This window comes from Streptomyces sp. NPDC048349 (assembly GCF_040651925.1).
Taxonomy (GTDB): Bacteria; Actinomycetota; Actinomycetes; order Streptomycetales; family Streptomycetaceae; genus Streptomyces.
This window is the reverse complement of the sequence record NZ_JBEZLA010000008.1, coordinates 107114-132379: the sequence shown is the minus strand read 5'-3', so window position 1 is coordinate 132379 and position 25266 is coordinate 107114. Positions and strand designations below refer to the sequence as shown.

The window sequence follows — 25266 nt, the reverse complement described above, 5'->3', positions numbered from 1 at the left end:
GTACCGGACGCTGCTGCGGGCATTGTTAGCGCTCACAGTATAGCCGTCGCACACGCACTCCCGAGCGCGTCTCACCTACGCCCCGCTATACCCAACAGTGATCTCCGGACCCTTGACGCAGTTTCTGTGAGCGTTAACTCTCAGGTTTCACCCGCAGCCCGGTCGGCCGTACCAGGCCCGGGCGAACCCGGCCGCCCCCACCCCCGGCCGACGCTCGACCCGCTCGACCCGATCCGAGGCCCCGCCGAGGTCCCGCCGATCGCGATAGACCACTGGAGGAAGAGTGCGGAAGGTTTTGATGGGCCTCGCTGCTGCGGGCCTCACGTTGACCCTGACGGCCTGCGGCCAGAGCGCCAACGGCGTGGGCGACGGCGCGGGCGGCGGTGACGCCAAGGGCGGCCTGGTCGGCATCGCGATGCCCACCAAGTCGTCGGAGCGCTGGATCAACGACGGCGACAACATGGTCAAGCAGTTCCAGGCCAAGGGATACAAGACCGACCTGCAATACGGCGACAACGTCGTCGAGAACCAGGTGTCGCAGATCGAGAACATGATCACGAAGGGTGCCAGGCTGCTGGTGGTGGCTGCCATCGACGGCTCCTCGCTCACGAACGTCCTCCAGAGGGCCGCCGACGCGAAGATCCCCGTGATCTCGTACGACCGCTTGATCCGCGGCACCGGGGCCGTCGACTACTACGCGACCTTCGACAACTTCAAGGTCGGTGTCCTGCAGGGCACTTACATCGCCGACAAGCTGGACCTCGCGAACGGCAAGGGCCCGTTCAACATCGAGCTGTTCGCCGGCTCGCCGGACGACAACAACGCCACCTTCTTCTTCCAGGGCGCCATGAGCGTGCTCCAGCCGTACGTCGACCAGAAGAAGCTGGTCGTCCAGAGCGGTCAGACGGGCTTCAACCAGGTCGCCACGCTGCGCTGGGACGGCGGCGTCGCACAGTCCCGCATGGACAACCTGCTGAGCAAGTCGTACACCTCCGCCCGGGTCGACGCGGTCCTCTCCCCCTACGACGGCATCTCCATCGGCATCCTGTCCTCCCTCAAGGGCGTCGGCTACGGCAGCTCGGGCAAGGCGCTTCCGGTCGTCACCGGCCAGGACGCCGAGCTGGCCTCGGTGAAGTCCGTCATCGCGGGCGAGCAGACCCAGACCGTGTACAAGGACACCCGTGAGCTGGCCAAGGTCGCGGTGCAGATGGGCGACGCCCTGCTCACCGGCGGCAAGCCCGAGGTCAACGACACCACGCAGTACGACAACGGTGTCAAGGTCGTACCGGCCTACCTGCTGCAACCGGTCAGCGTCGACAAGGAGAACTACCAGAAGGTGCTGGTCGAGGGCGGGCAGTACACCGCTGATCAGCTCAAGTAGCCGCCACCGGGCCCGAACACGGGGCCGCACCAGAGCCGGGCGGGTACGGGTGGGGCAGTCGAGCTGACAGGCCCCCCGTCCCGCCCCCCAGTCGAACGGATGCACCACCATGGCCGGACCCGTCCTCGAGATGCGTTCGATCAGCAAGTCCTTCCCCGGCGTCAAAGCCCTCTCCGGCGTCACCCTGAGCGTCGCCCCCGGCGAAGTCCACGCCGTCTGCGGTGAGAACGGCGCCGGGAAGTCCACCCTGATGAAGGTGCTCAGCGGAGTTCACCCGCACGGCTCCTACGAAGGCGAGATCCTCTTCCAGGGCGAGCCCTGTGCCTTCAAGGACATCCGGGCCAGCGAACGGCGCGGCATCGTGATCATCCACCAGGAGCTCGCCCTGGTGCCGTACCTCTCCATCGCGGAGAACATCTTCCTCGGCAACGAGCACGCCACGCGGGGCTTCATCAGCTGGAGCAAGACGCTCACCCACGCCAGGGCGCTGCTGCGCCGGGTCGGCCTGGACGAGAGCCCGCACACCCGGGTCGCCGACATCGGCGTGGGCAAGCAGCAGCTGGTCGAGATCGCCAAGGCGCTCGCCAAGGAGGTCAAGCTGCTGATCCTGGACGAGCCCACGGCCGCCCTGAACGGCGAGGACAGCCGCAAGCTGCTCGACCTCATCCTGGAGCTCAAGGCCCAGGGCATCTCCTGCATCCTCATCTCGCACAAGCTGGGCGAGATCGCCCAGGTCGCCGACTCCGTCACCATCCTGCGCGACGGCCGGACCATCGAGACCATCGCGGTGGGCGCGCAGGGCATCTCCGAGGACCGGATCATCCGGGGCATGGTCGGCCGCGATCTGGAGCACCGCTACCCGGAGCGCGCACCCGAGGCGGGCGAGGTCGCCTTCGCCGTCGAGGGGTGGACCGTCCACCACCCGATCGACCATCAGCGCAAGGTGGTCGACGGCGTGTCGCTCGAGGTCGGGCGCGGGGAGATCGTCGGTATCGCCGGCCTGATGGGGGCCGGCCGTACCGAGCTCGCGATGAGCGTCTTCGGCCGCTCGTACGGGCGCTACGCGGGAGGCCGGGTACTGCTGGACGGCAAGGAGATCCGCACCCGCACCGTCCCGGAGGCGATCGGCCACGGCATCGCGTACGTCCCCGAGGACCGCAAACACCTCGGGCTGAACCTGATGGAAGGCATCAGCCGCAACATCTCGCTGAGCGCGCTCGGCAAGGTCGCGCGGCGCGGCTGGGTCAACGAGCACGAGGAGACCCGGGTCGCCGAGTCCTTCCGCAGGACCATGAACATCAAGGCGCCCTCGGTGTACGCGGAGACCGGGAAACTCAGCGGAGGCAACCAGCAGAAGGTGGTCCTCAGCAAGTGGATCTTCTCCGGGCCCGACGTACTGATCCTCGACGAACCCACCCGGGGCATCGACATCGGCGCCAAGGCCGAGATCTACACGGTGATCGCCGAACTCGCGGCCGAGGGCAAGGCGGTGCTCATCATTTCCTCCGAACTCCCCGAACTGCTCGGCCTGTGCGACCGCATCTACACGATGGCCGAGGGCCGGCTCACCGGTGAGGTGGACCGCGCGAACGCGACCCAGGAGTCACTCATGCGCCTCATGACCGTGACCGCTGCGACCGAGAACGAGCAGGTGTAGGGCATGGCCCAGACGGAGACCACGGACACCCCGGGCACGACGGACCTCAGGAAGGCCGCGCCGGCCGAGCCCGGAGGCGGTGGCGGCATCGGCCCCCTGCTGGCGCGGGCGCTGCGCGGCAACGTACGCCAGTACGGCATGCTGGTCGCGCTGGCGCTGATCGTCGCGGTGTTCCAGATATGGACCGGCGGCATCCTGCTCCAGCCGCTGAACGTCACGAATCTGATCCAGCAGAACAGCTACATCCTGATTCTGGCCATCGGCATGATGATCGTGATCATCGCGGGGCACATCGATCTTTCGGTCGGGTCTCTGGCCTCCTTCGTCGGCGCCGCCGCGGCCGTGATGATGGTCAAGCACGACGTGCCGTGGCCGCTCGCGCTGGCCGCGGCCCTGTTGATCGGGGCGGCCGCCGGTGCCTGGCAGGGGTTCTGGATCGCGTACGTCGGTATCCCGTCCTTCATCGTCACGCTGGCCGGCATGCTGTTGTTCCGCGGGGGGACGCAGATCGTGCTGCAGGGCCAGTCGGTGGCTCCCTTCCCCAAGGGCTTCCAGGAGATCAGCAGCGGCTTCCTGCCCGAGGTCGGCCCGCAGACCGACTACCACAACCTGACCCTGCTGCTGGGGCTCGTCGTGCTCGTGGTAGCCGTCCTGCAGGAGGTCAGGGGCCGCCGGCAGGCCGCCCGCCACGGCCTCGCGGTGTTCCCGCTGGGCTTCTTCCTGGCGAAGCTGGGTGCCATCGCCGCCGCCGTGCTGGTGTTCACCCTGCTGCTGGCGAGCTACCACGGCTTCCCCATCGTGCTGCTGATCCTCGGCGTGCTGCTGGTCGCCTTCGGGTACGTGATGCGCAACTCCGTCCTGGGCCGCCACGCTTACGCGATCGGCGGCAACGAGGCCGCGGCGAAGCTGTCGGGGGTCAAGAGCAAGCGGGTCGTCTTCCTCGCCTTCGTCAACATGGGCGTGCTGGCGGCGCTGGCCGGCATGGTCTTCGCCGCCCGCCTCAACGCGGGCACACCGCAGGCCGGTATCAACTTCGAACTGGAGGCGATCGCCGCCGCGTTCATCGGCGGCGCCTCGGCCTCGGGCGGCGTCGGCACGGTGCTCGGCGCCATCATCGGCGGCCTGGTGCTCGGCGTGCTCAACAACGGCATGTCGCTCGTCGGTATCGGCACCGACTACCAGCAGGTCATCAAGGGCCTGGTGCTGCTGGCCGCGGTCGGATTCGACGTCTACAACAAGCGCAGGGCCGGTTCCTGAGCCGCTGCGTCCGGCCGCACCCCCGGGGGGAGGGGGGCGGGCGGACGGGGTGGTCATTGTCGGTGGAAGGTGGCGTCAGCCTTGGCCAAGGTGGTGCTGACGGGCTGGACGTGGAGCAGGAAGTCGTAGTGCCGCAGGTACTGGCCCGGATCGCTGTACGACTCGTAGGAGACCCCCGCCGGATCCGCGAGGCCGGCGCGCTGGTGGAAGCTGGCGCTGTCCTTGAAGGCGGTCGTGCCGTCGTTCTTCTCGACCCAGGCCTCGCCGTTCCTGCTGCGGAGGTAGTAGCCGGGGAAGTTGGCGGACTCCAGCGAGACGGTGCCGCTGCCGGAGAGCCCGGTCACGGTGCGGAACTGCGAGTCGGCCAGGTTGGCCATGTCCGCCTCCAGCCTGGCCCGGTACTCCCAGTGGCGGATGTATCGGTCGGGGTAGTTGTACGAGGAGAGACGGAACGGCGTGGCGCCGTCCGCGACCGGGATGCCGAAGTTGGGTGTGCCGTCGGAGTTCCAGTACAGCTTCTGGACGCGGGTGCGGCGGTTGGGGTCGTCGAGCGGATCCCCGGTGATGTCTTTGTAGTTGCGGTCGTGGTACACGAGGATGTCGCTCTTGCCGTCCTCGGACGTGGTGAATTGGTTGTGGCCCGGGCCGTACTGGCCGGTCGCCGTGTTGCTGGTGAAGACCGGCCTCGGGCTCTTCGTCCAGGAGGTCGGGTTGAGGAGGTCGCTGGTCGCGGAGGCGGAGAGCAGGCCGAGGCAGTAGTTGCTGTCGGTCGCGGACGCCGAGTAACTCAGGAAGACCATTCCGCCGCGCTGGATGAGCGCCGGGCCTTCGTTGACCTTGAAGCCGGCCGTCTCCCAGCCGTAGGTGGGCACCGTGAGCCGGGTCGGCGTGCCGGAGATGGTCCAGGGGTTCGACATCTTCGCTACGTAGACATTCGAGTTGGTCGCGATGGCCGGGTCCTGCTGGGCCCAGCTGAGGTAGCGGGTGCCGCCCACGACGAAGGTGGTGGCGTCCAGCGCGAAGCTGTCCATCGGGGTGGCGATCTTGCCCTTCTCGGTCCAGCCGCCGCCGAGCGGGTTGGCGGCGGAGCTCTCGAGGACGTACATCCGGATCTTCCACACGTCGGTGGTGGATCCGGCGGCGAAGTACACGTACCACTTGCCGTCGATGAAGTGGATCTCCGGGGCCCAGATGTGCGCGCCCATCTCGCCGGTGGCGTGCTTGGTCCAGATCACCGTCTCGGGGGCGGTGGACAGACCCCGGATGGTCGTCGCCCGGCGCAGGATGATGCGGTCGTACTCAGGGGCGGTCGCGGTGAAGTAGTAGGAGCCGTCGGTGTGCTTGTAGATCTGGGCGTCGGCGCGCTGGTTCACCAGGGGGTTGGCGTACGAGACGGCGGGCGAGGCAGGTGTCGCGGCCTGAGCCGGGACCACCAGAAGTTGGGCGGCGGCCAGGACGGCTACGGCCGTGAGAGCTGTCGGGAGCATGCGCGTTCCGGTCACGACTTCTCCTGTGGGTGGGGGTGGAGGAGGTTCGGTTGGCCTTGAGCTGCCACTGCCGGCAGGTGTTGTTCAGCCAGGACCACTGCCTGAGGGCCGCGCAGGGTCGGGCGCGGCCGGGCGCCGCGGGTCAGCCTGGGTCCACCGAGAACCGGTAGAGCGTGGTCGAGCGGTACTCCTCCCCCGGGCGCAGGACGGTGGAGGGGTAGAAAGGGCGGTGCGGCGAGTCGGGGAAGTGCTGGGTTTCCAGCGCGATCCCGGCGAAGGCCCGGTACGGTGCGCCGCCCGGACCTGTCAGCGAGCCGTCGAAGAGGTTCCCGGTGTAGATCTGCAGGCCGGGCTCGGTGGTCAGGCACTCCATCCGTCTGCCGCTGGCCCGGTGCGCCAGTACCGCCACCTGCCGCGGGTCCTGGCCCTCGTACGGACGGAGCACCCAGTTGTGGTCGAATCCACCGCCGGCCAGCCGCAGCTGCGGGTGGTCGGCCGTGATCCGCTCGCCGACCGGGCGCGGCTCGGTGAGGTCGAACGGGGTGCCCTCGACCGGGAAGTGCGGGCCGTACGGGATCAACTCGCCGTCCACGGGCGTGTACTGGTCCGCGTCGACCTGCAGCACGTGGTCGAGGATGGTGCCGCTGCCCTCGCCGGCCAGGTTGAAGTAGGCGTGGTTGGTCAGGTTGACCACCGTGGGCGCGTCGGTGGCGGCCTCGTACGCGAGTGTGAGCGAACCCGCACGGTCCAGCAGATAGGTCACCTGGACGGTGAGCGCGCCGGGGAAGCCCTGGTCGCCGTCCGGGCTGTGCAGCGTGAAGCGGACGCCGACGCGGCTCGGCTCGCGCACCTCTGTGGCGTCCCAGATGCGCGCGTCGAAGCCTTCGGGGCCGCCGTGCAGGGTGTGGCCGTTTCCCTGCGTCCGCAGCCGGTGGACGGTGCCCGCGACGGGCAGTTCGCCGCCTGCGATCCGGTTCGCGTAGCGGCCGACCGTTGCCCCGAGGTACTTCGCCTCGCCGAGCATGTCCGCCACGCTCCCGCCGCCCAGCACGATGTTGGCGCGGTGCCCGTCCCGGTCCGGTGCGTACAGCTCCTGGAGCCGGGCGCCGAGGCTGAGCACTTCCGCCGTGACGGCGCCCTCGGAGCCGAAGGCCCAGCGGTCGACGACCCGCCCGTCCGGGAGGGTCGCGTACGGCTCGCGACGGATCGTCAGGGAACCGCCGTCGAGTCGGGTGGGCGCGTCGGGCATGGCTGTTCGTCACTCCGATTCGGGGGACGGGGTGGGTTCGGGAGGACCGAAAGGGCGGCGGCGGCCCGGGAGGACCCCCGCTCGCCCTTTGCGTCAGAAGCCCTGGGCCAGGCGGTGGTAGGCCTGGTTCCAGCGGATCTCCTGGGTGAACTGGCGGATCGTGGTGTCCGCGTCGATGACCAGCAGCTCGGTGGCGAGCATGTCGGCGAGGTCGCCCAGCTCCTCGGTCCCGAGCGCGCTCGACAGCACGGTGTGGTGGGGAGCGCCGGCAGTCAGCCATGCCTCGGTCGACGTGCGCAGGTTCGGCCGCGGCTGCCAGACGGCACGCGCGACGGGCAGCTTCGGCAGCGGCTCGGGGGGCCCGATCACGTCGATCTCGTTGGCGACCAGGCGGAACCGGTCGCCCATGTCGGCCAGCCCGACCACGACGGCGGGGCCGGGCCGGGCGTCGAAGACGAGGCGGACCGCGTCCTCGCGGCCGCCGATGCCCAGCGGATGGACCTCGCAGGACGGCACGGCGGCTGCGATGGTCGGGCAGACCTCCAGCATGTGCGCCCCGAGGATCAACTCCTGCCCCGGCTCGAGGTGGTAGGTGTAGTCCTCCATGAAGGACGTGCCTCCCGCCAGTCCGGCGGACATCACCTTGAGCGTGCGCAGCAGGACGGAGGTCTTCCAGTCGCCTTCGCCGCCGAACCCGTAGCCGTCGGCCATCAGCCGCTGCACGGCCAGGCCGGGCAGCTGACGCAGCCCTCCGAGGTCCTCGAAGTTGGTGGTGAAGGCGTGGAAGCCGCCGTCCGCGAGGAAGCCGCGCAGCCCGAGTTCGATGCGGGCGGCGTAGCGCAGGGAGTCGTGCCGGTCCCCGCCCGGGCGGAGCTCGGGGGCGAGCCGGTAGGTGTCCTCGTACTCCTTGACCAGTTCGGTGACGTCGGCGTCGGCGGCCGCGTCGACGGCTTCGACCAGGTCGTTGACCCCGTAGGTGTTGACCGAGACGCCGAAGCGGAGCTGGGCCTCGACCTTGTCCCCCTCGGTCACGGCGACGTCGCGCATGTTGTCGCCGAAGCGCGCCAGCTTGAGGCTCCGCAGCTCGCAGCGGCCGGTCGCGGCCCGGGCCCAGGAGGCGATCCGCGCGGCGACCGAGGGGTCGCTGACGTGTCCGGCGACGGTCTTGCGGGCCACGCCGAGCCGGGACTGGATGTAGCCGAACTCGCGGTCCCCGTGGGCTGCTTGGTTCAGGTTCATGAAGTCCATGTCGATCGACGCCCAGGGCAGCGAGACGTTGGCCTGGGTGTGCAGGTGGAGCAGCGGCTTGCGCAGGGCGTCCAGGCCCGAGATCCACATCTTCGCCGGGGAGAAGGTGTGCATCCACGCGATGAGGCCGATGCAGGCGTCGTCGGCGTTGGCGTCGAGGCAGATCCGCCGGATCGCGCCGGCGTCGGTGAGGACGGGCTTCCAGACGATGTTCACCGGGATGCCGGAGTCGCCGAGTGCGTCGGCGATCCGGCGGGACTGCTCTGCGACCTGACGCAAGGTGTCGTCGCCGTAAAGCCCTTGGCTGCCGGTCAGGAACCAGACTTCGCGGCCCTCGATTGCCTTCTGTGCCTTCATGGGGGCGTGTGTCTCCTTAGCGGGCAGTGGGCTGCTGGCCGTACACGTTCTGGTAGCGGTGGTTGAGGCGGTCGATGTCGTCCTGCGCGATCGGCAGGGGCTCGCCGAGCTGGCGGGAGATGTGGACGGTGCGCGCGACGTCCTCGCACATCACGGCGGCCTTGACGGCTGCCCTGGCGTCCTTGCCGATCGTGAAGACGCCGTGGCTCTTCATCAGGACGGCGGGTGAGCGGTGGTCCCGCAGGGTCTCGACGATGCCGCGGCCGATGGAGTCGTCGCCGATCAGCGCGAAGGGGCCGACGGGGATCGCGGCACCGAACTCGTCGGCCATGGCGGTCAGTACGCAGGGCACCGCCTCACCGCGCGCGGCCCAGGCGCTCGCGTACGTCGAGTGGGTGTGGACCACTCCCCCGACGTGGGGCATGTGGCGGTAGACGTAGGCGTGTGCGGCGGTGTCGGAGGACGGGGAGTACTCGCCCTCGACGACCTTGCCGTCCAGGTCGCAGAGAATCATGTTCCGGGGCGTCAGCTCGTCGTACGAGACGCCGCTCGGCTTGATGACCATCAGGTCCTCGCCGGGGACGCGGGCCGAGACGTTGCCGGCCGTCCAGACGACGAGGTTGTAGCGGACCAGCTCCTGGTGGAGGTCGCTGACCTGGCGGCGCAGCAGATCGATAGGGGATTCCACGGTCAGACCTCGCTCTTGTGGGCTGCGGCCGGGGCGGCGTTCGGGTCGGCGTTCGGGTCGGCATTCGGGTCGGCTCGGCGGGCGGTCAGCGCCGCGTTGCGCAGGGCACGGAGGCGATGGAGGAGCTTGTCGGGGCCGGCGCCGAAGTGGTCGTGCAGGGCGCGGTACTCGGCGTAGAGACGGTCGTACGCATCGGCGCGCGCGGTGTCCGGCTGGTAGGCGCCGCGCCGCACCCGGCCCATGGCGGCGGCCGCGGTACGTACGTCCGGGTGCGCTCCGGCGGCGACGGCGGCGTGGATGGCGGAGCCGAGGGCGGGACCCTGGGCGGACTCGGCGAGGGAGACGGGGCGGCGCAGCACGTCGGCGTAGATCTGCATGAGCAGGGGGTTCTTCTTCAGCCCGCCGGTCACGATGAACTCGGTGACGGGTACGCCGCCCTGCTCCAGGGCGTCCACGATGGTGCGGGTGCCGAAGGCGGTGGCTTCCAGCAGGGCGCGGTAGATCTCCTCGGGACGGGTGGCGAGGGTGAGGCCGACGATGACGCCGGAGAGGTGGTGGTCGACCAGCGTGGAGCGGTTGCCGTTCATCCAGTCGAGGGCCACCAGGCCGTGGCCGCCGACGGGCTGGTCGGCGATCTTGCGGGAGAGCAGCTGGTGCAGGTCCTCACCGGTGGTGTCGGCCTCGGCGAGGTAGTCGGCGGGTACGCCCTGGCGCAGCCACCAGGCGAAGATGTCACCGACCGCGCTCTGCCCCGCCTCGTAGCCGTAGGCGCCCTCGACGATGCCGCCTTCGACGACTCCGCAGATGCCCGGCACGTCGGCGAGTGCGGGGCCGCTCACGACGTGGCAGGTGGAGGTGCCCATGATGGCGAGGAGTTGGCCGTTCTCGACGGCCTGGGCGGCGGGTGCCGCGACGTGGGCGTCGACGTTGCCGGTGGCGACGGCGATGCCCTCGGGCAGGCCGGTCCAGGCGGCGGCCTCGGCGGTGAGGCAGCCGGCCCGGGAGCCCAGGGGTGAGAGCGGGTGCTCCAGGCGGGTGCGTGCGAAGTCGGCGAAGTCGGGGTGCAGGGCGGCGAGGTAGTCCTCGCTGGGGTACTGGCCGTCCTGGTGGATCCCCTTGTATCCCGCCGTGCAGGCGTTGCGGGTCTCGACGCCCGCGAGCTGCCAGACGATCCAGTCGGCCGCCTCGATCCAGCGCTCGGTGGCGGCGTAGGTGTCCGGGTCCTCCTCCAGCAGCTGGAGCGCCTTGGCGTACTGCCACTCGGCGGAGATCCTGCCGCCGTAGCGGGAGATCCACTTCTCGCCTCGCAGGTGGGCGAGGTGGTTGATGCGGTCGGCCTGGCTCTGGGCGGCGTGGTGCTTCCAGAGCTTGGGCCAGGCGTGCGGGCGCGTGCCCAGCGCGGTCTCGGCGAGCGGGGTGCCGTCGGCCCGTACGGGCAGGACGGTACAGGCGGTGAAGTCGGTGGCGATGCCGATGACGGTGGCCGGGTCGATGCCGCTCGCGGCCAGCGCGGCGGGCACGGCGGCGCGCAGCACCTCGCGCCAGTCCTCGGGGTGCTGGAGGGCCCAGTCGGGCGGCAGGAGCTCACCGGTGGTGGGGAGTTCGTGCTCGATCACGCCGTGCGCGTACGGGTGGACGGCGGAGCCGACCTCCTCGCCGTCCCGTACGCGGACCACCACGGCCCGGCCGGAGAGAGTGCCGAAGTCGACACCGACGACGTACCTCTCCGGGGTCTGGGTAGGAGGGGTCACGGTCATTTCACATCCTTCGTACGGAGGCCCGAGAGGGCGTAAGGGACGTCGCCGGGGCGCCGTTAGCGCTAACAAACGGCGCGTCAAAGGTGGGCTGCCCGTCGGAAGATCACGGCGTGCGGCGGCCTGCGATCAGGCGTTGGAGCAGGATGAAGACGAACAGCAGGCCGCCGACCACGATCCTGGTCCACCACGAACTGAGCGTGCCCTGGAAGCTGATGACCGTCTGGATCAGGCCCAGTACGAGCACCCCCAGCGCGGTGCCGAGCAGGTACCCGGAGCCTCCGGTCAGCAGCGTCCCGCCGATGACCACGGCGGCGATGGCGTCCAGTTCCAGGCCCACCGCGTGCAGCCCGTAGCCGGAGAGCATGTAGAAGGTCAGCAGTACTCCCCCGAGCGCAGAGCAGAAGCCGCTGACGGCGTAGACGGTGATCTTCGTCCGCCCGACGGGAAGGCCCATCAGCAGGGCGGACTGCTCGCTGCCGCCCAGCGCGTACACGTTCCGGCCCAGCCGGGTGTGGTGCAGGACCACGAAGGCGATCACCAGCACCCCGACCGCGATCAGCACGCTCGGCGAGACGAACAGGCCGCCGGGCAGCGGTATCCGGGTCTGGGCGAAGGCCGTGTACGTCGGGTCGGTGAGGGAGATCGAGTCGATGCTGATCGTGTAGCAGAGGCCGCGGGCCAGGAACATTCCGGCGAGGGTCACGATGAACGGCTGGATCTCGAAGGAGTGGATCACCCATCCCATCGCGAGCCCGGCGCCCGTCCCCACCGCCAGGACCAGCGGAATCACCAGCAGCGGCGGCCAGCCGTGCTGTTCCACCAGCCAGGCGGAGATCATCGTGGACAGGGCGACCATGGCGCCGACCGACAGGTCGATCCCTCCGGTCAGCACCACGAAGGTCATCCCGATGGCGACCACCAGCAGGAAGGCGTTGTCGATGAGCAGGTTGAGCAGCACCTGCCCGGAGAAGAAGCCGTCGTACTGGACGGATCCGGCGCTGAACATCGAGACCAGCAGGACCGACGTGACCAGCAGCGGGAGGGACGCGCGGCCACGGGCCGCCGCGATCGCGCTCATGCCCCCACCTCCATGTTCTCGGGTGCCACCGGGCCCGGCTTCGGGCCGCGTGCGGGCCGGGCCCGGTGGCGCGCGGCCTTGGCCCGGAAGGCGGGTGACTGGACCAGGCAGACCACGATGACCACGAAGGCTTTGAAGACCAAGGTGGTTTCCGGGGGAATGCCCATGGTGTAGACGGTGGTGGAGAGGGTCTGGATGATCAACGCGCCGATCACCGTGCCGCCGAGCGAGAACCGCCCGCCGGTCAGTGAGGTGCCGCCGACGACCACGGCCAGGATGGCGTCCAGCTCGATCCAGAGCCCGGCGTTGTTGCCGTCCGCACTGGAGACGTTCGAGCTGATCATGAGCCCCGCGATCCCGGCGCACAGCGCGCTGAAGACGTAGACCAGGCAGATCAGGCCCATCGCCCGGATGCCGACCAGTCGGCCGGCCACCGGGTTGCCGCCGACCGACTCCAGCAGCAGCCCGAGCGCGGTGCGCCGGGTCAGCAGCGAGGTCAGCAGCACGACCGCGCCGGCGAGGAGGATCGCGAACGGCATGGTGAGCCAGTAGCCGCCGCCGATCAGCTTGTAGGGCTCACTGGTGATCGTGAGGATCTGACCGTCCGTCACCAGCTGGGCCACGCCGCGTCCGGCCACCATCAGGATGAGGGTGGCGATGATGGGCTGGACGCCGGCCTTGGCCACGAGTACGCCGTTGACCAGCCCCAGGACGAGTGCCACCGCGAGGGCGATGGCGACGGCGCCGAACACCGTGCCGGTGCTTGCCGGGTCGTCCGCCCCGCTGATGTGCAGGCAGGCCAGCGCGCCCGCGATGGCGACGGTGGAGCCGACCGAGAGGTCGATGCCGCTGGTCGCGATGACCAGCGTCATGCCCAGCGCCACCAGGAGCAGCGGGGCGCCGAAGTGGAGGATGTCGATGAGGCTCCCGTACAGGTGCCCGTCCTTGATGCGGATCGCGAAGAAGTCCGGAGTGAACACCACGTTGGCCAGCAGCAGGGCGGTGAGCACCGCGGCGGGCCAGAAGAGACGGTGCTTGGTCATGACCGGGCCCCGCTCGCGATCGTCGCCATGATGCGCTCGGGGGTGAGCGAACCGTCGTTGGGCAGCTCGTCGACCATCCGGCGGTCCCGCAGCACGCACACCCGGTGGCTGAGCCGCAGTACCTCCTCCAGCTCGGCCGAGATGAACAGCACCGACATGCCGTCCTCGGCCAACCCGGCCACCAGCTTCTGGATTTCGGCCTTGGCACCGATGTCGATGCCCCGGGTGGGCTCGTCGAGGATCAGCAGCTTGGGGTCGGTGATCAGCCAGCGTGCCAGCAGCACCTTCTGCTGGTTGCCCCCGCTGAGATTGCGCACCAGCGCCTCGGGGTTGTCCGGGCGGATGTCGAGCGACCGGATCCAGCGCAGCGCGATCTCCTCCTGCTTGGCACGGGAGAGCGGACGGGTCCAGCCACGCGCCGCCTGCAGGGCGAGGACAATGTTCTCACGTACCGTCAACTCCCCGAAGAGACCCTCCTTCTTGCGGTCCTCCGAGCAGAAGGCGATCCCGTACGAGATCGCGGCGCGCGGCGTGGGCAGCGTGACGGTGGTGTCCTCGATGCGCACCGAGCCCCGGGTACTGCGGTCGGCCCCGAACAGGAGGCGGGCCGCCTCCGTCCGGCCGGACCCCAGCAGACCGGCCAGGCCGACGACTTCGCCGGGTCGAACGGTCAGGTCGTACGGCTCGATCGCACCACTGCGCGCCAGCCCCTCGGCCCGCAGGAACGGCCTGGTTGCGGCCTCGGGGGCGGGCTCGCGGCGGGTGGTGCCCGACAGTTCCTCCAGACGCGCCAGTTCACCTCCGATCATGCGGGCGACCAGGCCTGCCTGGCTCAGCTCGCTCGTGGCGTACTCGCCCTCCAGCCTGCCGCCCCGCAGGATGGTCATGCGGTCGCATATCTCGTAGATCTGGTCCAGGAAGTGGGAGACGAACAGGATCGCCACCCCCTGGTCGCGCAACCGGCGTATGACGGCGAAGAGTTGCCGGACCTCCTCACGGTCCAGGCTGGACGTGGGCTCGTCCAGGATCAGCACCTTGGCCGAGACCGCCACCGCCCGAACGATCGCGACCAGTTGCCGGACGGCGATCGAGTAGCTGTTCAGCGGGGCGCTGACATCGATATCGAGATCGAGATCGGCGACCAGGCGTGCGGCGCGCGAGCGCATCTCGGACCAGTGGACGAGTCCGAAGCGGCGCGGTTCCCGACCGATGAAGACGTTCTCCGCCACCGACAGGTTCGGGCAGAGGTTGACCTCCTGGTACACCGTGCTGATCCCGGCCTGCTGCGCCTGCAGCGGGCCGGCGATGCGCACGGACCGGCCACCGAGCACGACCTCCCCGTCGTCCGCCTCGTAGACGCCGGTGAGGACCTTGATCAGGGTGGACTTGCCGGCGCCGTTCTCACCCATCAGCGCGTGCACTTCGCCGGGGAAGAGCCGGAAGTCGACCCCGTCCAGGGCCACCACGCCCGGGAACTCCTTGCGGATCCCGTGTGCTTCCAGGACCGGTTGCCGTGCAGGGTGTGCGGGCATCCGCCCCTCCTCTCGTGATCGGGACCGCGGCCGTCCGGTTCGGGGGCGGCGGGCGGTTCGGGGCCCGGGTGTGCGGGGCCGGGGAATCGGGCGGGACTCGGGGCTGGGACCGGGTGCTGGGACCGGGGGCTCGGGGCCGCCCACCCCCCGCGAACCGGGCGGCCTTGGTCACCGGGCCGGTCAGTACTGGCGGGTGGGCAGGGCGGCCGCGGCCTGGTCCTGGGTGAAGACGCCCTCTTCGGTCTTGATCCGGCGCGGAACCTGCTCGCCGGCCTTGACCTTCTTGATCAGGTCCATCAGTTGGTCCCCGAGGAGGGGATTGCACTCGACGAGGACGTTGATCTTGCCCTGGCTCATCGCGGTGAAGGCGTCCTTGACGCCGTCCACCGAGATGATCTTGATGTCGGTGCCCGGCTTCTTGCCGGCTTCCTCGATGGCCTGGATGGCGCCGAGCGCCATGTCGTCGTTGTGCGCGTAGAGCACGTCGATCTGCGGCTGGGACTTCAGGAAGGCCTGCATGACCTCCTTGCCCTTGGCTCGCGTGAAGTCGCCGGTCTGGGAGGCTGTGATCTTGAACTTGGGGTCGGTCTTGATGACGTCGGCGAAGCCCGATTTGCGGTCGTTGGCCGGGGCCGAGCCGGTGGTGCCCTGCAGCTCCACGATGTTCACCGCGTCACTCTTGCCCTGGTACTCCTTCACCAGCCAGTCGCCGGCCTTCTTGCCCTCCTCGACGAAGTCCGAACCGAGGAAGGAGACGTAGAGCGACTCGTCCTCGGAGTCCACCGCGCGGTCCGTCAGCACGACCGGGATGTGCGCGGCCTTGGCCTCCTTGAGCACGGTGTCCCAGCCCGACTCGACCACCGGCGAGAAGGCGATGACGTCCACCTTCTGCTGGATGAACGAGCGGATGGCCTTGATCTGGTTCTCCTGCTTCTGCTGGGCGTCGGAGAACTTCAGCGTGATCCCGGCCTTCTTGGCCGCGTCCTGGACGGACTTGGTGTTGGCCGTGCGCCACCCGCTCTCCGCGCCGACCTGCGAGAAGCCCACGGTGAGCTGACGACCGGAGCCCTTGCCCTCTGCCGAGCCGCCGCCCCCGGAACCGCAAGCGGACAGAACGGCGACCATCGCGCCGACGGCCAAGGCCGCCGCAGCTCTCTTGGACATGTGGGATTCCTCTCGGGTGGGGAGACCACTCACCGACCGGCGCGGGAGTGGCGGAACACCGTCCGGACGCCGGACGCCCGGTGCGGCGTGGTTGCGGGCGGCGGTGCGGTCCAGGGCGTTGTCCGCGTGGTCCGCGTCGTCCGCGTCGGCGGAATGTAACGGCGTCGTTTCGCTTGAGGGAGATTGTTAACGCTAACAATTAGCCGTACAAGGGGACCGGAACGCCGTTACCCAATCTTGACCGGGCCGTGAAGCGCAGGGGCCGCCGCCGACTACCCTCTGCGCGCCACCGGGCCGGCACTGCGGCGCAGCACCATCTCCGGCGAGATCAGCACATGGCTGCGGGCATGGCCGACGCCCGTCAGCTCCTCCACCAGGAGTTCGAGCGCGCGTCGTCCCAGCTCGCCGAAGTCCTGACGCACGGTGGTCAGCGGCGGGGCGAAGTACGCGGCCTCGGGGATGTCGTCGAACCCGACCACGCTGATGTCGCCGGGAATCGCCCGGCCCGCCTCGTGGAACGCGCGGAGCAGGCCGAGGGCCATGTGGTCGTTCGCGCAGAAGACCGCCGTGACCAGCGGGTCCTCCGCGATCCGTAGTCCGGCCTCGTAGCCGGACCGCGCGCTCCAGTCGCCGCTCTGCACGGACGGCACCTCGGCGCCGGCGGCCTCGAGGGCCTTGCGCCAGCCGTCCTGCCGGGTCTTGGTCTCCAGCCAGCCGGGCGGGCCAGCGACGTGGTGCACCGTGGCGTGCCCGAGGTCGAGGAGGTGCCGGGTGGCGGCCAGCGCGCCCGACTCGTTGTCGACGGCGACCATCGGCACTCGGGACCGGCTTCCCGACCCCACCGCGACCACCGGCACCGCGCTGGACACCTTCGCCACCGCGCTCACCGCGGAGATCTGCGGCGCGATGACGACGATGCCCTCCACACCCTGGTCGCGGAGCCGGTCCACCGCCTCCTGCACGGAACGGCTGTCCAGCGAACGCAGGCTCGCGACGCTGACGAAGTACCCCGCACTGCGTGCGGCCTGCTCGATCCCGTCCAGCATCGACGCGGGCCCGTAGAGCGCGCTGCCGAAACTGACCACGCCGAGGGTCTGGGAGCGGCGGGTGACCAGCGCGCGGGCTGCCGAGTTGGGCCGGTAGTCCAGCTCCCGGATGGCGGCCAGCACCCGGTCCCGGGTGTCGGGGCGGACGTGCGGCGCGCCGTTCAGCACCCGCGACACGGTCTGGTGGGACACGCCCGCGACCCGCGCCACGTCCGCCATCACGGGCTGACGGGACTCCGGCTCGGTGCTCGCTGTTCCCACTCAGGGCCCCCTCGTCGGTCATATCGCGCGGATCGACTGCCGCCGGTGCCGGACAGGGCTGCGCAGCCACTACGACTGTCTCACGTGTGCTCACGAGAGTGTATTTGTTCGCGATCACATTCCACCGCTCCGACGCCCGGGAGGGGCGTGCAGCCAGGGATGCGGACGCGTGACGAAATGGCCGCACAGGTGTCCGTGGTGCGAGTTGCCCGGGTCGTCCGGGTCGTCCAGGTCGTCCGGATCGAGGCCATCCATGCTCGGCGAGGAGCGGTGGCTGTTCGAGGCCGCGCCGCAGTCCCGGGTGGCTTCGATCAGGCTACGGGCACGGCCTCACCGTGCCGGGGTGAAGCCACCGCGGACCGAAAGGGCTCCGCGGGGACCCTTGGCGTCGACGCGGTAGCCGTCGTGCTCGATCTCGCGCTCGCCGGCGGCGTGGTTGTACTGGCCGGCGAAGACATGCTGACCGGCGGGGACCGTACGGCCCGGCTTGAGAATCCAGCGATAGACCACTCCCGTGCCCTCGTGCTGCACGGTGACGGTGAAGTCGTCGGCGGGCAGCGTCCGCCAGCTGCCGGTGCTCTGCACTCCGCCGGTCTGGGTGATGCGCAGTTCCACGGTGAGTGTGGTGAGCGGCTGGGTGGCCTTGAGGGTGAGGTTGCTCTGCGCCCAATAGGCGTTGCTGCTTGCGTCCAGGGCACCGGCCGACGACAGAGGCCCGTCCTGGACCTGCGCGCTGCCGGGCCGGGCCGGGCCCGCGCCACCTGCCGCGGCAGGGCTGGGGCTCGTCGACGACGAGCGGTCCGGCGCGGGCGGGCCGCCGGTGGCCGGCGCCGACGGCGTCGCGTGCGGAGACCCGGTCGCGGACGGCGCGGCTGGGGTGACCGAGACGTGCGGCCGGGCGGGCGGGGACTGGACGATGGCGGCGGCGGCAAAACCGCCGACCGCCAGGACGCCGGCCGTGGCGAGGGAGGCGAGCGCCACCCTGAGCCAGGGCCTCGCGCCTGAGGACTCGCCGTGGCGGGCGGGGGCGTCGGACGTGCCGCGTTCCACGCGCGCCAGGATCCGGGCGCGGTCGGGCTGGTGGGCCTCGGCGGCTGTGCGCAGCCGCCCGGTGAGCTCCTCGTTCAACGGTTCCTCCTCCCCGCCAACAGTTCGCCGGCTGCTCCCGTGGTGCCCAGCATCCGTTCCAGTTCGGCCATCCCCTTCGAGGTCTGGCTCTTCACCGTACCGACCGATATTCCCAGTGCCAGAGCGGTGTCCTTCTCCGACAGGTCGAAGGCGTGCCGCAGGACCACGCACGTCCGCTTCCGGAACGGCAACCGGGCGAGAGCGGTGCGCACGTCCACCACGGCGGCCACGTCGGGGCCGTCCAGCGGCTCCGCACCGCGCGACCAGAACAGGGCGATCCGGCGGCGCTCGCGCACCGCGCTGCGGATCCGTGACCGTGCCAGGTTGGCGACCACGCCACGGGCGTAGGCGAGCGGGTACTCGGCCTGGCGCAGCCGGTCCCAGCGCTGCCACAGGGCGATCAGGGCGTCCGCGGCCAGATCGTCGGCACCGTCCGTCTCGCCCGTCAGGAGGTGGGCGAACCGGGCCAGTTCGGCGTAGTGGCGTTCGAAGAAGTCGTGGAACTCCGCGGACGCGTCATCGAGGACCATGTCCGTCGGTCGCCCCCTCCGAAAATGTGTGCGTTAACATCCGGTCGGCAGCGTACCAGTGCTCGTCGATCGGTCCAGGTGCCACGGTGCGCCGCACCCCCGCCCACCCGGCCGCGGTGCGGTTTCAGTGCGGGGCGAACTGGACGCGGGTCGGTTGTGCGACGTTCGGCAGCAGCGCGGTCCCGTCGACCGTCAGCTGCTCTCCGTAGAGGTCGGTGATCCTCATCGCGCTGCCGCACCCGCTGCCGTCGGCGGAGAGGAAGTGGTTGTAGTCGGTACGGGGAAGTCTCCGCCAGCCCTTGGCAGTGCGTACCTCCAGCCCCGCGACCGGATTGCGGTGGTCGATCACCTGGATGCCGCACCAGTGGGGGCTGGACCCGGTCTTGTACCGGATGGAGAGCGTGCCGGACGTGCGGGGGCTCAGCAGGCTCCAGGTGATCGGGATACGGCCGAGCCTGGGATCGGCCAGTTTCGCGAAGGCCTGTTCGCTGAGGTCCAGTTGCCCGGGTGCGCAGGGAAGGGGGCATTCGTTGGTGATCCGGACCGTGATCGAGGCTCCGTTCGCGGCGCGGACGCTCACGTACGCGCCGCACGCCCTGGACGACTCGTAGTCGGTGGTGTTCATCGCCGCGATCATGAGGTCGTCGCTCGGGCCGAGCAGGCAGGCGCCGTTGCCGTCGCCGGCGGCGTAGGCGGTGGCGATGCCCTTGTAGGTGGTCCCGGGCCGGATGCGTCCTGCCGACGGCGCCGGGGTGGACGCCGACGGTGAGGGCTCCTTCACCGAACGCTGGGGCGCCGCTGTGGTCGTACCGCCGGCCGCGGTCGGGGTTCCCGCGGCAGGCGGGCTGTCCGTCGGGGGCGCAGGGCTCGTCGGGGCCGAGGGCGCAGCCCCCGTGTGGGTGACGGCCGGTGCGGCCACGTCGGTCCGGGCCCCGGCCTTGGGGCCGGGGAGCATGGCCGTCACCAGGCAGACGCAGACGAGGGCGCCCACGGCGGCCAGCGTCACCGCCGATACCGTCGTTACCGTCATCAGTCTGCGTCTGCGCTGCCGCGCGGCCTGCCGTGCAGTGTGCATGTCCGTCCGTTCGAGGATGGGAGTCGAGGTGCACTCCCTGGTCGCCGCAGCATGCGAAAAGGTTGCCGACGGTTTCCCCCCAGGGCCCGCACGGCACGCGGCCGGGGCTACGGCTACGGCTACGGCTACGGCTACGGCTACGGCTACGGCTACGGCATGGCGTAGGTGACGCAGCCGGGCCGGTCACCATCACGGCCCGGCTCGTGCGGAGACCGGCTCAGCGGGCGCCGACGAGGTGCTCGAGGGCGAGCTGGTCCAGCTGTTCGAAAGCCATGCCGCGGCCGGCGGCGGCCCCGACGTCGAACTCGTCGAAGGCGGACCGGTCTGCCAGGAGCCCGGCCAGGCCGTCCTCGGCTGTGGGGAGGGCGAGTTCGGGCACCCGGGAGGCGGCGAGCGCGGCCTGGACCTCCGGATCGGCGCGGAAGGCGCGGGAACGCTGCGCCAGGAGCAGGTAGTTGCGCATACAGGCGGCCGCCGAGGCCCAGACACCGGCGGAGTCCTCGGTGCGCGGGGGCTTGAAGTCGAAGTGGCGGGGGCCGTCGTAGCCGGCCGACTCCAGCAGGTCCACCAGCCAGAAGGACTGGCGCAGGTCGCCCGCGCCGAAGCGCAGGTCCTGGTCGTACTTGATGCCGGACTGACCGTTGAGGTCGATGTGGAACAGCTTGCCGTGCCACAGGGCCTGGGCGATGCCGTGCGGGAAGTTCAGCCCGGCCATCTGCTCATGGCCGACCTCCGGGTTGAGGCCGACCCGCTCGGGCCGGTCCAACTCGTTGATGAACGCCAGGGCGTGGCCGATGGTGGGCAGCAGGATGTCGCCGCGCGGCTCGTTGGGCTTGGGCTCGATGGCGAAGCGCAGGTCGTACCCCTGGTTCTCGACGTACTCGCCCAGCAGGTCGAAGGCCTCCTTCAACCGGTCGAGGGCGGTGCGCACGTCTTTGGCCGCACCCGACTCCGCACCCTCGCGGCCGCCCCAGGCGACGTAGACGCGGGCTCCGAGTTCCACGGCCAGGTCGATGTTGCGGATCGTCTTGCGCAGCGCGTACCGGCGCACGTCCCGGTCGTTGGCGGTGAAAGCACCGTCCTTGAACACCGGGTGGGTGAAGAGGTTGGTGGTGGCCATCGGCACTTTCAGCCCGGCCGTGTCGAGTGCGGAGCGGAAGCGCTTGACCGCCTGCTCGCGCGCGGTGTCGCCGGCGGCGAAGGGCATCAGGTCGTCATCGTGGAACGTGACGCCGTAGGCGCCGAGTTCGGCCAGCCGCTGGACCGTCTCGACCGGGTCGAGGGCGGGTCGGGTGGCGTCGCCGAAGGGGTCCCGGCCCTGCCAGCCGACGGTCCACAGGCCGAAGGTGAACCTGTGCGCGGGAGTGGGGACGAGCGGGTCGCTGGTCATGAGGCGCTCCGGATCAGGGCCGAGGGCTATTTGTAATGACGCAAAACAAATTAGTATGCCGAGACGCCAGAAGGAACCCCGCCGGAGGAACGCATGGCTGCACAGCGTGTCGTGATCGGTGTCGACAGCTCGACCCAGTCCACCAAGGCCCTCGCCGTCGACCTGGAAAGCGGCGCCGTCCTGGGCGAAGGCCGCGCCGCGCACGCCGTCAGTGCGGGCGCCGGACGCGAGAGCGACCCCGAACTGTGGTGGCGGGCGCTCGGCGAGGCCATGGCCCGCACCGGCTGGGCGGATCGCGCCGCCGCGTGCTCGATCGCCGGCCAGCAGCACGGCCTGGTCACCCTCGACCCGGCGGGCCGGCCGGTGCGACCGGCGCTGCTGTGGAGCGACGTGCGCTCCGCCCCGCAGGCCGCCGAACTCGCAGCCGCGTTCGGCCCGGCAGAGCTCGCCCGCCGCACCGGAAGCGTCCCGACGGCCGCCTTCACGGCCGCCAAATGGGCCTGGCTGCGCGCGAACGAGCCTGCCGCCGCCGACCGCACCGCAGCGGTCCGGCTACCCCACGACTTTCTGGCGGAGCGGCTGACCGGTGAGGCGGTGACGGACCGCGGTGACGCGTCGGGAACCGGATGGTGGGGCCCGGACGGCTACGACCAGGACGTCCTCGGCCTGATCGGCCTCGACCCCCGGCTGCTGCCGCACGTCCTGCCGCCGGGCGCCCGGGCGGGCGTCGTCCGGGCCGGGATGCCACTGCGCGAGGGCGCGCTGGTGGCCGCCGGGACCGGTGACAACATGGCCGCCGCCCTCGGGCTGGGCCTGACCCCCGGACGTCCGGTGCTGAGCCTCGGCACCTCCGGCACCGTCTACGCCGTCGGCCGGACCAGGCCCGCCGACCCGAGCGGAACCGTCGCCGGTTTCGCCGATGCCCTCGGCGGCTGGCTGCCGCTCGCCTGCACCCTCAACTGCACCCTCGCCGTCGACCGCTTCGCCGCCCTCGTCGGCCGCGGCCGCGAGGACGTCGAGGGCGGCGGCACCGTGGTGGTGCTCCCCCATCTGGACGGCGAACGCACTCCGAACCTTCCCGGCGCCTCCGGCCTGGTCCACGGCCTGCGCCACGACACTACGCCGGGACAGCTGCTCCAGGCCGCCTATGACGGCGCCGCCCACGCCCTGCTCGCGGCCCTCGACGACGTGCTGCGTGCCGGAGGCGAGAACCCCGCCCGCGACGAACCGCTGCTGCTGATCGGCGGCGGAGCCGGCGGCAGGGCCTGGCAGCAGACCGTCCTGCGGCTGTCCGGCCGAGCGGTCCAGGTGCCCTCGGCCCGCGAACCGGTCGCGCTGGGGGCCGCCGCCCAGGCCGCCGCACTGCTCACGGGTGAGGCAGCCGACGCCGTTGCCCGGCGCTGGCGGACCGCCGAGGGCCGGGTGCTGGAACCCGTGGCCCGTGACGACGACACGCTCGAACGGATCACCAGTACGCTGCGGCGGGCGCGGGCGTTGCAGGAGGTCCCGCCCGGAGAGCGATAGGAGGGTCGATGTCCGGGACGGGCAGGGCGAGCGGGGCCGTGCAGGCCGCGCCCGCCTCGCAGCAGGGGATGCGTCGGCAGAACCTCGCCGTGGTGATCGGCGCGGTCGCCGCGCACGGCCCGCTCTCCCGGGCGGACGTCGCCGGGCACACGGGCCTGACCAGGCCGGCCGTCTCCTCCATGGTCGACGAGCTCATCGCTCGCGGAGCGCTGACCGAGACGGACACCGCCCCCACCGGGCGGGTCGGCCGCCCCGGACGGGCACTGGCCCTCAGCGATCGGGGTCCCGCGGGCCTCGGCCTGGAGATCGGCGTCACCCATCTCGCCGCGTGTGTCGTTGACCTGCGCGGTCAAGCCCGGGTGTGGCGTCGGGTGGAGCGGGCCAATGCGGGCCGGCCGCCCGGGCAGGTGCTGGCGGAGGCCGCCGCGCTGGGCGCCGAGGCGGAGTCCGAGGCCGCCGCCCTCGGCCTGCGCGTCGAGGGCCGCGTCCTGGCCGTGCCGGGGGTGGTCCCGAACGAGCCGGGCGGGCTGGTCGCGAACGCGCCCAACCTCGGCTGGCAGGCAGTCCGCCCCGCGGACCACTGGCCCGAACCCGACACCGTGCCCGAGCCGGAGAACGAGGCGAACCTGGGGGCGCTCGCCGAGCAGTGGCACGGGGGGCGCCCCTCGGAGACCTTCGTACACGTCTCCGCCGAGGCCGGAATCGGCGCCGCACTGGTCGTCGGCGGCCAGTTGTTCCGGGGCGCCCGCGGCTTCGCAGGGGAACTCGGCCACCTGCCCGTCCACCCCGGGGGCGCCCGCTGCGCCTGCGGGGCACGCGGCTGCCTGGAGCAGTACGCGGGCGAAGCGGCCGTGCTGCGCGAGGCCGGGCTGGAATGCATCGGCGACCCCGTGGCCCTGTTGGCCGAGCGGGCAGGCGCCGGGGACCCGTCGACCCTGCGCGCCCTGGACCGTGCCGGACGGGCCCTGGGCCTCGCCCTCGCCTCGGCGGTGAACCTGATCGACCCGGACGGCCTCGTTCTGGGCGGCGCCTACGCCGAACTCGCCGACTGGCTCCTCCCGTCGATACGTGCCGAACTGGCCGCCCGGGTCATCGTCCGGCCCTGGCCCCCGGAGGCGGTACGGCCCTCCGCCCTGGGGCGGCGCGGACCGGTACTGGGCGCGGCATGGTCGACCGTCCGACGGATCATCGCCGATCCCACCCGCCTGCCGGTCCGCTGATGATCGTGTTCCCGGCTTCCCGGGACCGGAGCCCGGAAGGAGCTCAGGTCCCGGGGGCGGGGTCATCCGGCGGTCAGAGCGGTCCACTTCTGGTTGGATCCGCCGTGGCAGTCCCACAGGTGGAGCTGCGTGCCGTCGGCTGAGGCGAAGCCCGGGTCGTCGAGGCAGCGGCCGGAGGCGGGGTTGCGGTAGCCGCCGTTGTAGGGCTGCCAGACCTGGTTGGAGCCGCCGTGGCAGGCCCAGATCTGCACCTTGGTGCCGTTGGCGGTGCCCCCGCCGACGGCGTCGAGGCACTTGCCCATGGAGCGCAGGGTGCCGTCGGTGTAGGCGGACCAGAGCTGGTTGACGCTGCCGCTGCTGCAGCCCCAGATCTGGACAGCGGTCCCGTCGGCCGTGGTGGCGCCCTTGACGTCCAGGCACTTGCCGGTGGTGCCGGACTCCACGCGTGCGGCCGCGGGGGCCGGGCTCCTCAGCCACCCGGCGCTGTCCGCGGCCCGGATGCCGCGGTGGAAGGCGGCTGCCATCTTCTGGTAGCCCGCGTCATTGGGATGCAGGGCGTCGGCCAGGTCGGCCGTGGTCAGGCCGCTCATGTCCACGTACGCGACGCGCTTGCCCGCGGCCTGGGCCTCGCCCACGATGCGGGAGACGGCCTGGTTGTACGCGGCACGGTACTGCTCCACCGTGCCGCTGGTGGACACGACCAGGGAGGCCACGAGGACGGTTGCGTCGGGGGCGGCGGCGGTGATCTGGTTGACCAGCGACTTCAACCGGGCGCCGGCGGTGGAGGGCAGGTGGTTCCCGTTGAGGTCGTTGGTACCGATCTCCAGTGTCACGACGTTGGGCCGGTAGCGGGTCAGCGAGGCGTCGGCGAGTGCGGCGATCTGGTCGATGCGGTATCCGGAGTGGCCTTCGTTGTCGGGGTCGGACATGGAACCGCCCCGCAACGTGCCGACGAAGTCCACCGGATGGCCGTCCGCCGCGAGCTTGTCCCGCAACGGACCCCGGTAGCCGTTGCCCGTACTGCTTCCCACACCCCAGGTGATGGAGTCGCCCAGCGGCATGACCCGCAGGGGCGTGGCCGAGGCGGCGGAGGCGGGGGGCGTACCAGCCGCCGCCACCGCGAACGCGGCAGCGACGACCATGATCAGGGGGAGAAGCCAAGGCTTTCTCATGCAGGCGTCCTCTTCTGCGAGT

General features: G+C 70.8%; 20 protein-coding genes. 5 read left to right on the top strand and 15 right to left on the bottom strand.

All coding sequences use genetic code 11. From position 1 onward, the window contains the following. The first annotated feature begins 298 nt into the window (after positions 1–298). The 3 genes from chvE (at position 299) to mmsB (ending at position 4295) form a co-directional block, all read left to right on the top strand. Positions 299–1381 carry a multiple monosaccharide ABC transporter substrate-binding protein gene (gene chvE / locus AB0D44_RS07375; protein ID WP_362585744.1) on the top strand — a complete coding sequence of 361 codons (1083 nt, stop codon included), beginning with the start codon at positions 299–301 and terminating at the stop codon, positions 1379–1381. A gap of 109 nt (positions 1382–1490) precedes the next feature. Further along, positions 1491–3038: a multiple monosaccharide ABC transporter ATP-binding protein gene (mmsA, locus tag AB0D44_RS07370; RefSeq protein WP_362585742.1), complete on the top strand. Its 1548-nt coding sequence runs from the start codon at positions 1491–1493 to the stop codon at positions 3036–3038. Between the two features lie 3 nt (positions 3039–3041). Then, on the top strand, positions 3042–4295 hold the full coding sequence (gene mmsB / locus AB0D44_RS07365; protein ID WP_362585739.1) for a multiple monosaccharide ABC transporter permease: 1254 nt from the start codon (positions 3042–3044) through the stop codon (positions 4293–4295). 53 nt (positions 4296–4348) lie between these two features. On the opposite strand, the gene AB0D44_RS07360 is transcribed toward mmsB, so the two are convergent. The 14 genes from AB0D44_RS07360 to xylA form a co-directional block, all read right to left on the bottom strand. Next, complete coding sequence (locus tag AB0D44_RS07360) at positions 4349–5782, bottom strand: family 43 glycosylhydrolase (RefSeq protein ID WP_362585832.1); 1434 nt, start codon at positions 5780–5782, stop codon at positions 4349–4351. A 142-nt stretch (positions 5783–5924) separates the two neighbouring features. After that, positions 5925–7031 carry an aldose epimerase family protein gene (locus tag AB0D44_RS07355; protein ID WP_362585736.1) on the bottom strand — a complete coding sequence of 369 codons (1107 nt, stop codon included), beginning with the start codon at positions 7029–7031 and terminating at the stop codon, positions 5925–5927. A gap of 93 nt (positions 7032–7124) precedes the next feature. Then, positions 7125–8636 (bottom strand): L-arabinose isomerase, encoded by a 1512-nt coding sequence (araA, locus tag AB0D44_RS07350; RefSeq protein WP_362585733.1) that lies wholly within the window; start codon positions 8634–8636, stop codon positions 7125–7127. 16 nt (positions 8637–8652) lie between these two features. Further along, the gene (locus tag AB0D44_RS07345; protein WP_362585732.1) at positions 8653–9324 is read right to left on the bottom strand and encodes an L-ribulose-5-phosphate 4-epimerase; all 672 of its coding nucleotides are present in this window, start codon (positions 9322–9324) and stop codon (positions 8653–8655) included. 2 nt (positions 9325–9326) lie between these two features. Continuing rightward, positions 9327–11081, bottom strand: coding sequence for a ribulokinase (locus tag AB0D44_RS07340; RefSeq protein ID WP_362585729.1), 1755 nt, complete (start codon positions 11079–11081; stop codon positions 9327–9329). A gap of 103 nt (positions 11082–11184) precedes the next feature. Next, on the bottom strand, positions 11185–12159 hold the full coding sequence (gene yjfF, locus AB0D44_RS07335) for a galactofuranose ABC transporter, permease protein YjfF (RefSeq protein WP_362585726.1): 975 nt from the start codon (positions 12157–12159) through the stop codon (positions 11185–11187). Continuing rightward, positions 12156–13202, bottom strand: coding sequence for an ABC transporter permease (locus AB0D44_RS07330; RefSeq protein WP_362585723.1), 1047 nt, complete (start codon positions 13200–13202; stop codon positions 12156–12158). Before AB0D44_RS07330 ends, yjfF begins: the two co-directional genes overlap by 4 nt. Next, positions 13199–14734 carry a sugar ABC transporter ATP-binding protein gene (locus tag AB0D44_RS07325; protein ID WP_362585720.1) on the bottom strand — a complete coding sequence of 512 codons (1536 nt, stop codon included), beginning with the start codon at positions 14732–14734 and terminating at the stop codon, positions 13199–13201. The genes AB0D44_RS07330 and AB0D44_RS07325 overlap by 4 nt, the downstream gene beginning before the upstream one ends. Before the next feature lie 180 nt (positions 14735–14914). Beyond that, positions 14915–15898 (bottom strand): ABC transporter substrate-binding protein, encoded by a 984-nt coding sequence (locus AB0D44_RS07320; RefSeq protein WP_362585718.1) that lies wholly within the window; start codon positions 15896–15898, stop codon positions 14915–14917. A 272-nt stretch (positions 15899–16170) separates the two neighbouring features. Continuing rightward, positions 16171–17163 (bottom strand): LacI family DNA-binding transcriptional regulator, encoded by a 993-nt coding sequence (locus AB0D44_RS07315; RefSeq protein WP_362585829.1) that lies wholly within the window; start codon positions 17161–17163, stop codon positions 16171–16173. A 372-nt stretch (positions 17164–17535) separates the two neighbouring features. Further along, positions 17536–18333, bottom strand: a complete 798-nt coding sequence (locus AB0D44_RS07310) for a hypothetical protein (RefSeq protein WP_362585715.1) — start codon at positions 18331–18333, stop codon at positions 17536–17538. Continuing rightward, on the bottom strand, positions 18330–18863 hold the full coding sequence (locus AB0D44_RS07305) for a SigE family RNA polymerase sigma factor (protein WP_362585713.1): 534 nt from the start codon (positions 18861–18863) through the stop codon (positions 18330–18332). The genes AB0D44_RS07310 and AB0D44_RS07305 overlap by 4 nt, the downstream gene beginning before the upstream one ends. A 124-nt stretch (positions 18864–18987) precedes the next feature. Beyond that, on the bottom strand, positions 18988–19893 hold the full coding sequence (locus AB0D44_RS07300; RefSeq protein WP_362585710.1) for an expansin EXLX1 family cellulose-binding protein: 906 nt from the start codon (positions 19891–19893) through the stop codon (positions 18988–18990). 262 nt (positions 19894–20155) lie between these two features. Further along, positions 20156–21328 (bottom strand): xylose isomerase, encoded by a 1173-nt coding sequence (xylA, locus tag AB0D44_RS07295; RefSeq protein WP_362585707.1) that lies wholly within the window; start codon positions 21326–21328, stop codon positions 20156–20158. 93 nt (positions 21329–21421) lie between these two features. Between xylA and xylB the strand changes: the two genes are divergently transcribed. Both xylB and AB0D44_RS07285 read left to right on the top strand, forming a co-directional pair. Then, a complete protein-coding gene (xylB, locus tag AB0D44_RS07290; RefSeq protein WP_362585704.1) occupies positions 21422–22852 on the top strand; it encodes a xylulokinase in 1431 nt (476 codons plus the stop codon). Positions 22853–22860: 8 nt separating this feature from the next. Continuing rightward, complete coding sequence (locus AB0D44_RS07285; protein WP_362585701.1) at positions 22861–24072, top strand: ROK family transcriptional regulator; 1212 nt, start codon at positions 22861–22863, stop codon at positions 24070–24072. A 62-nt stretch (positions 24073–24134) separates the two neighbouring features. Here AB0D44_RS07285 and AB0D44_RS07280 read toward each other — a convergent pair whose 3' ends face one another. After that, complete coding sequence (locus tag AB0D44_RS07280; RefSeq protein WP_362585699.1) at positions 24135–25244, bottom strand: ricin-type beta-trefoil lectin domain protein; 1110 nt, start codon at positions 25242–25244, stop codon at positions 24135–24137. Positions 25245–25266 lie beyond the last annotated feature (22 nt).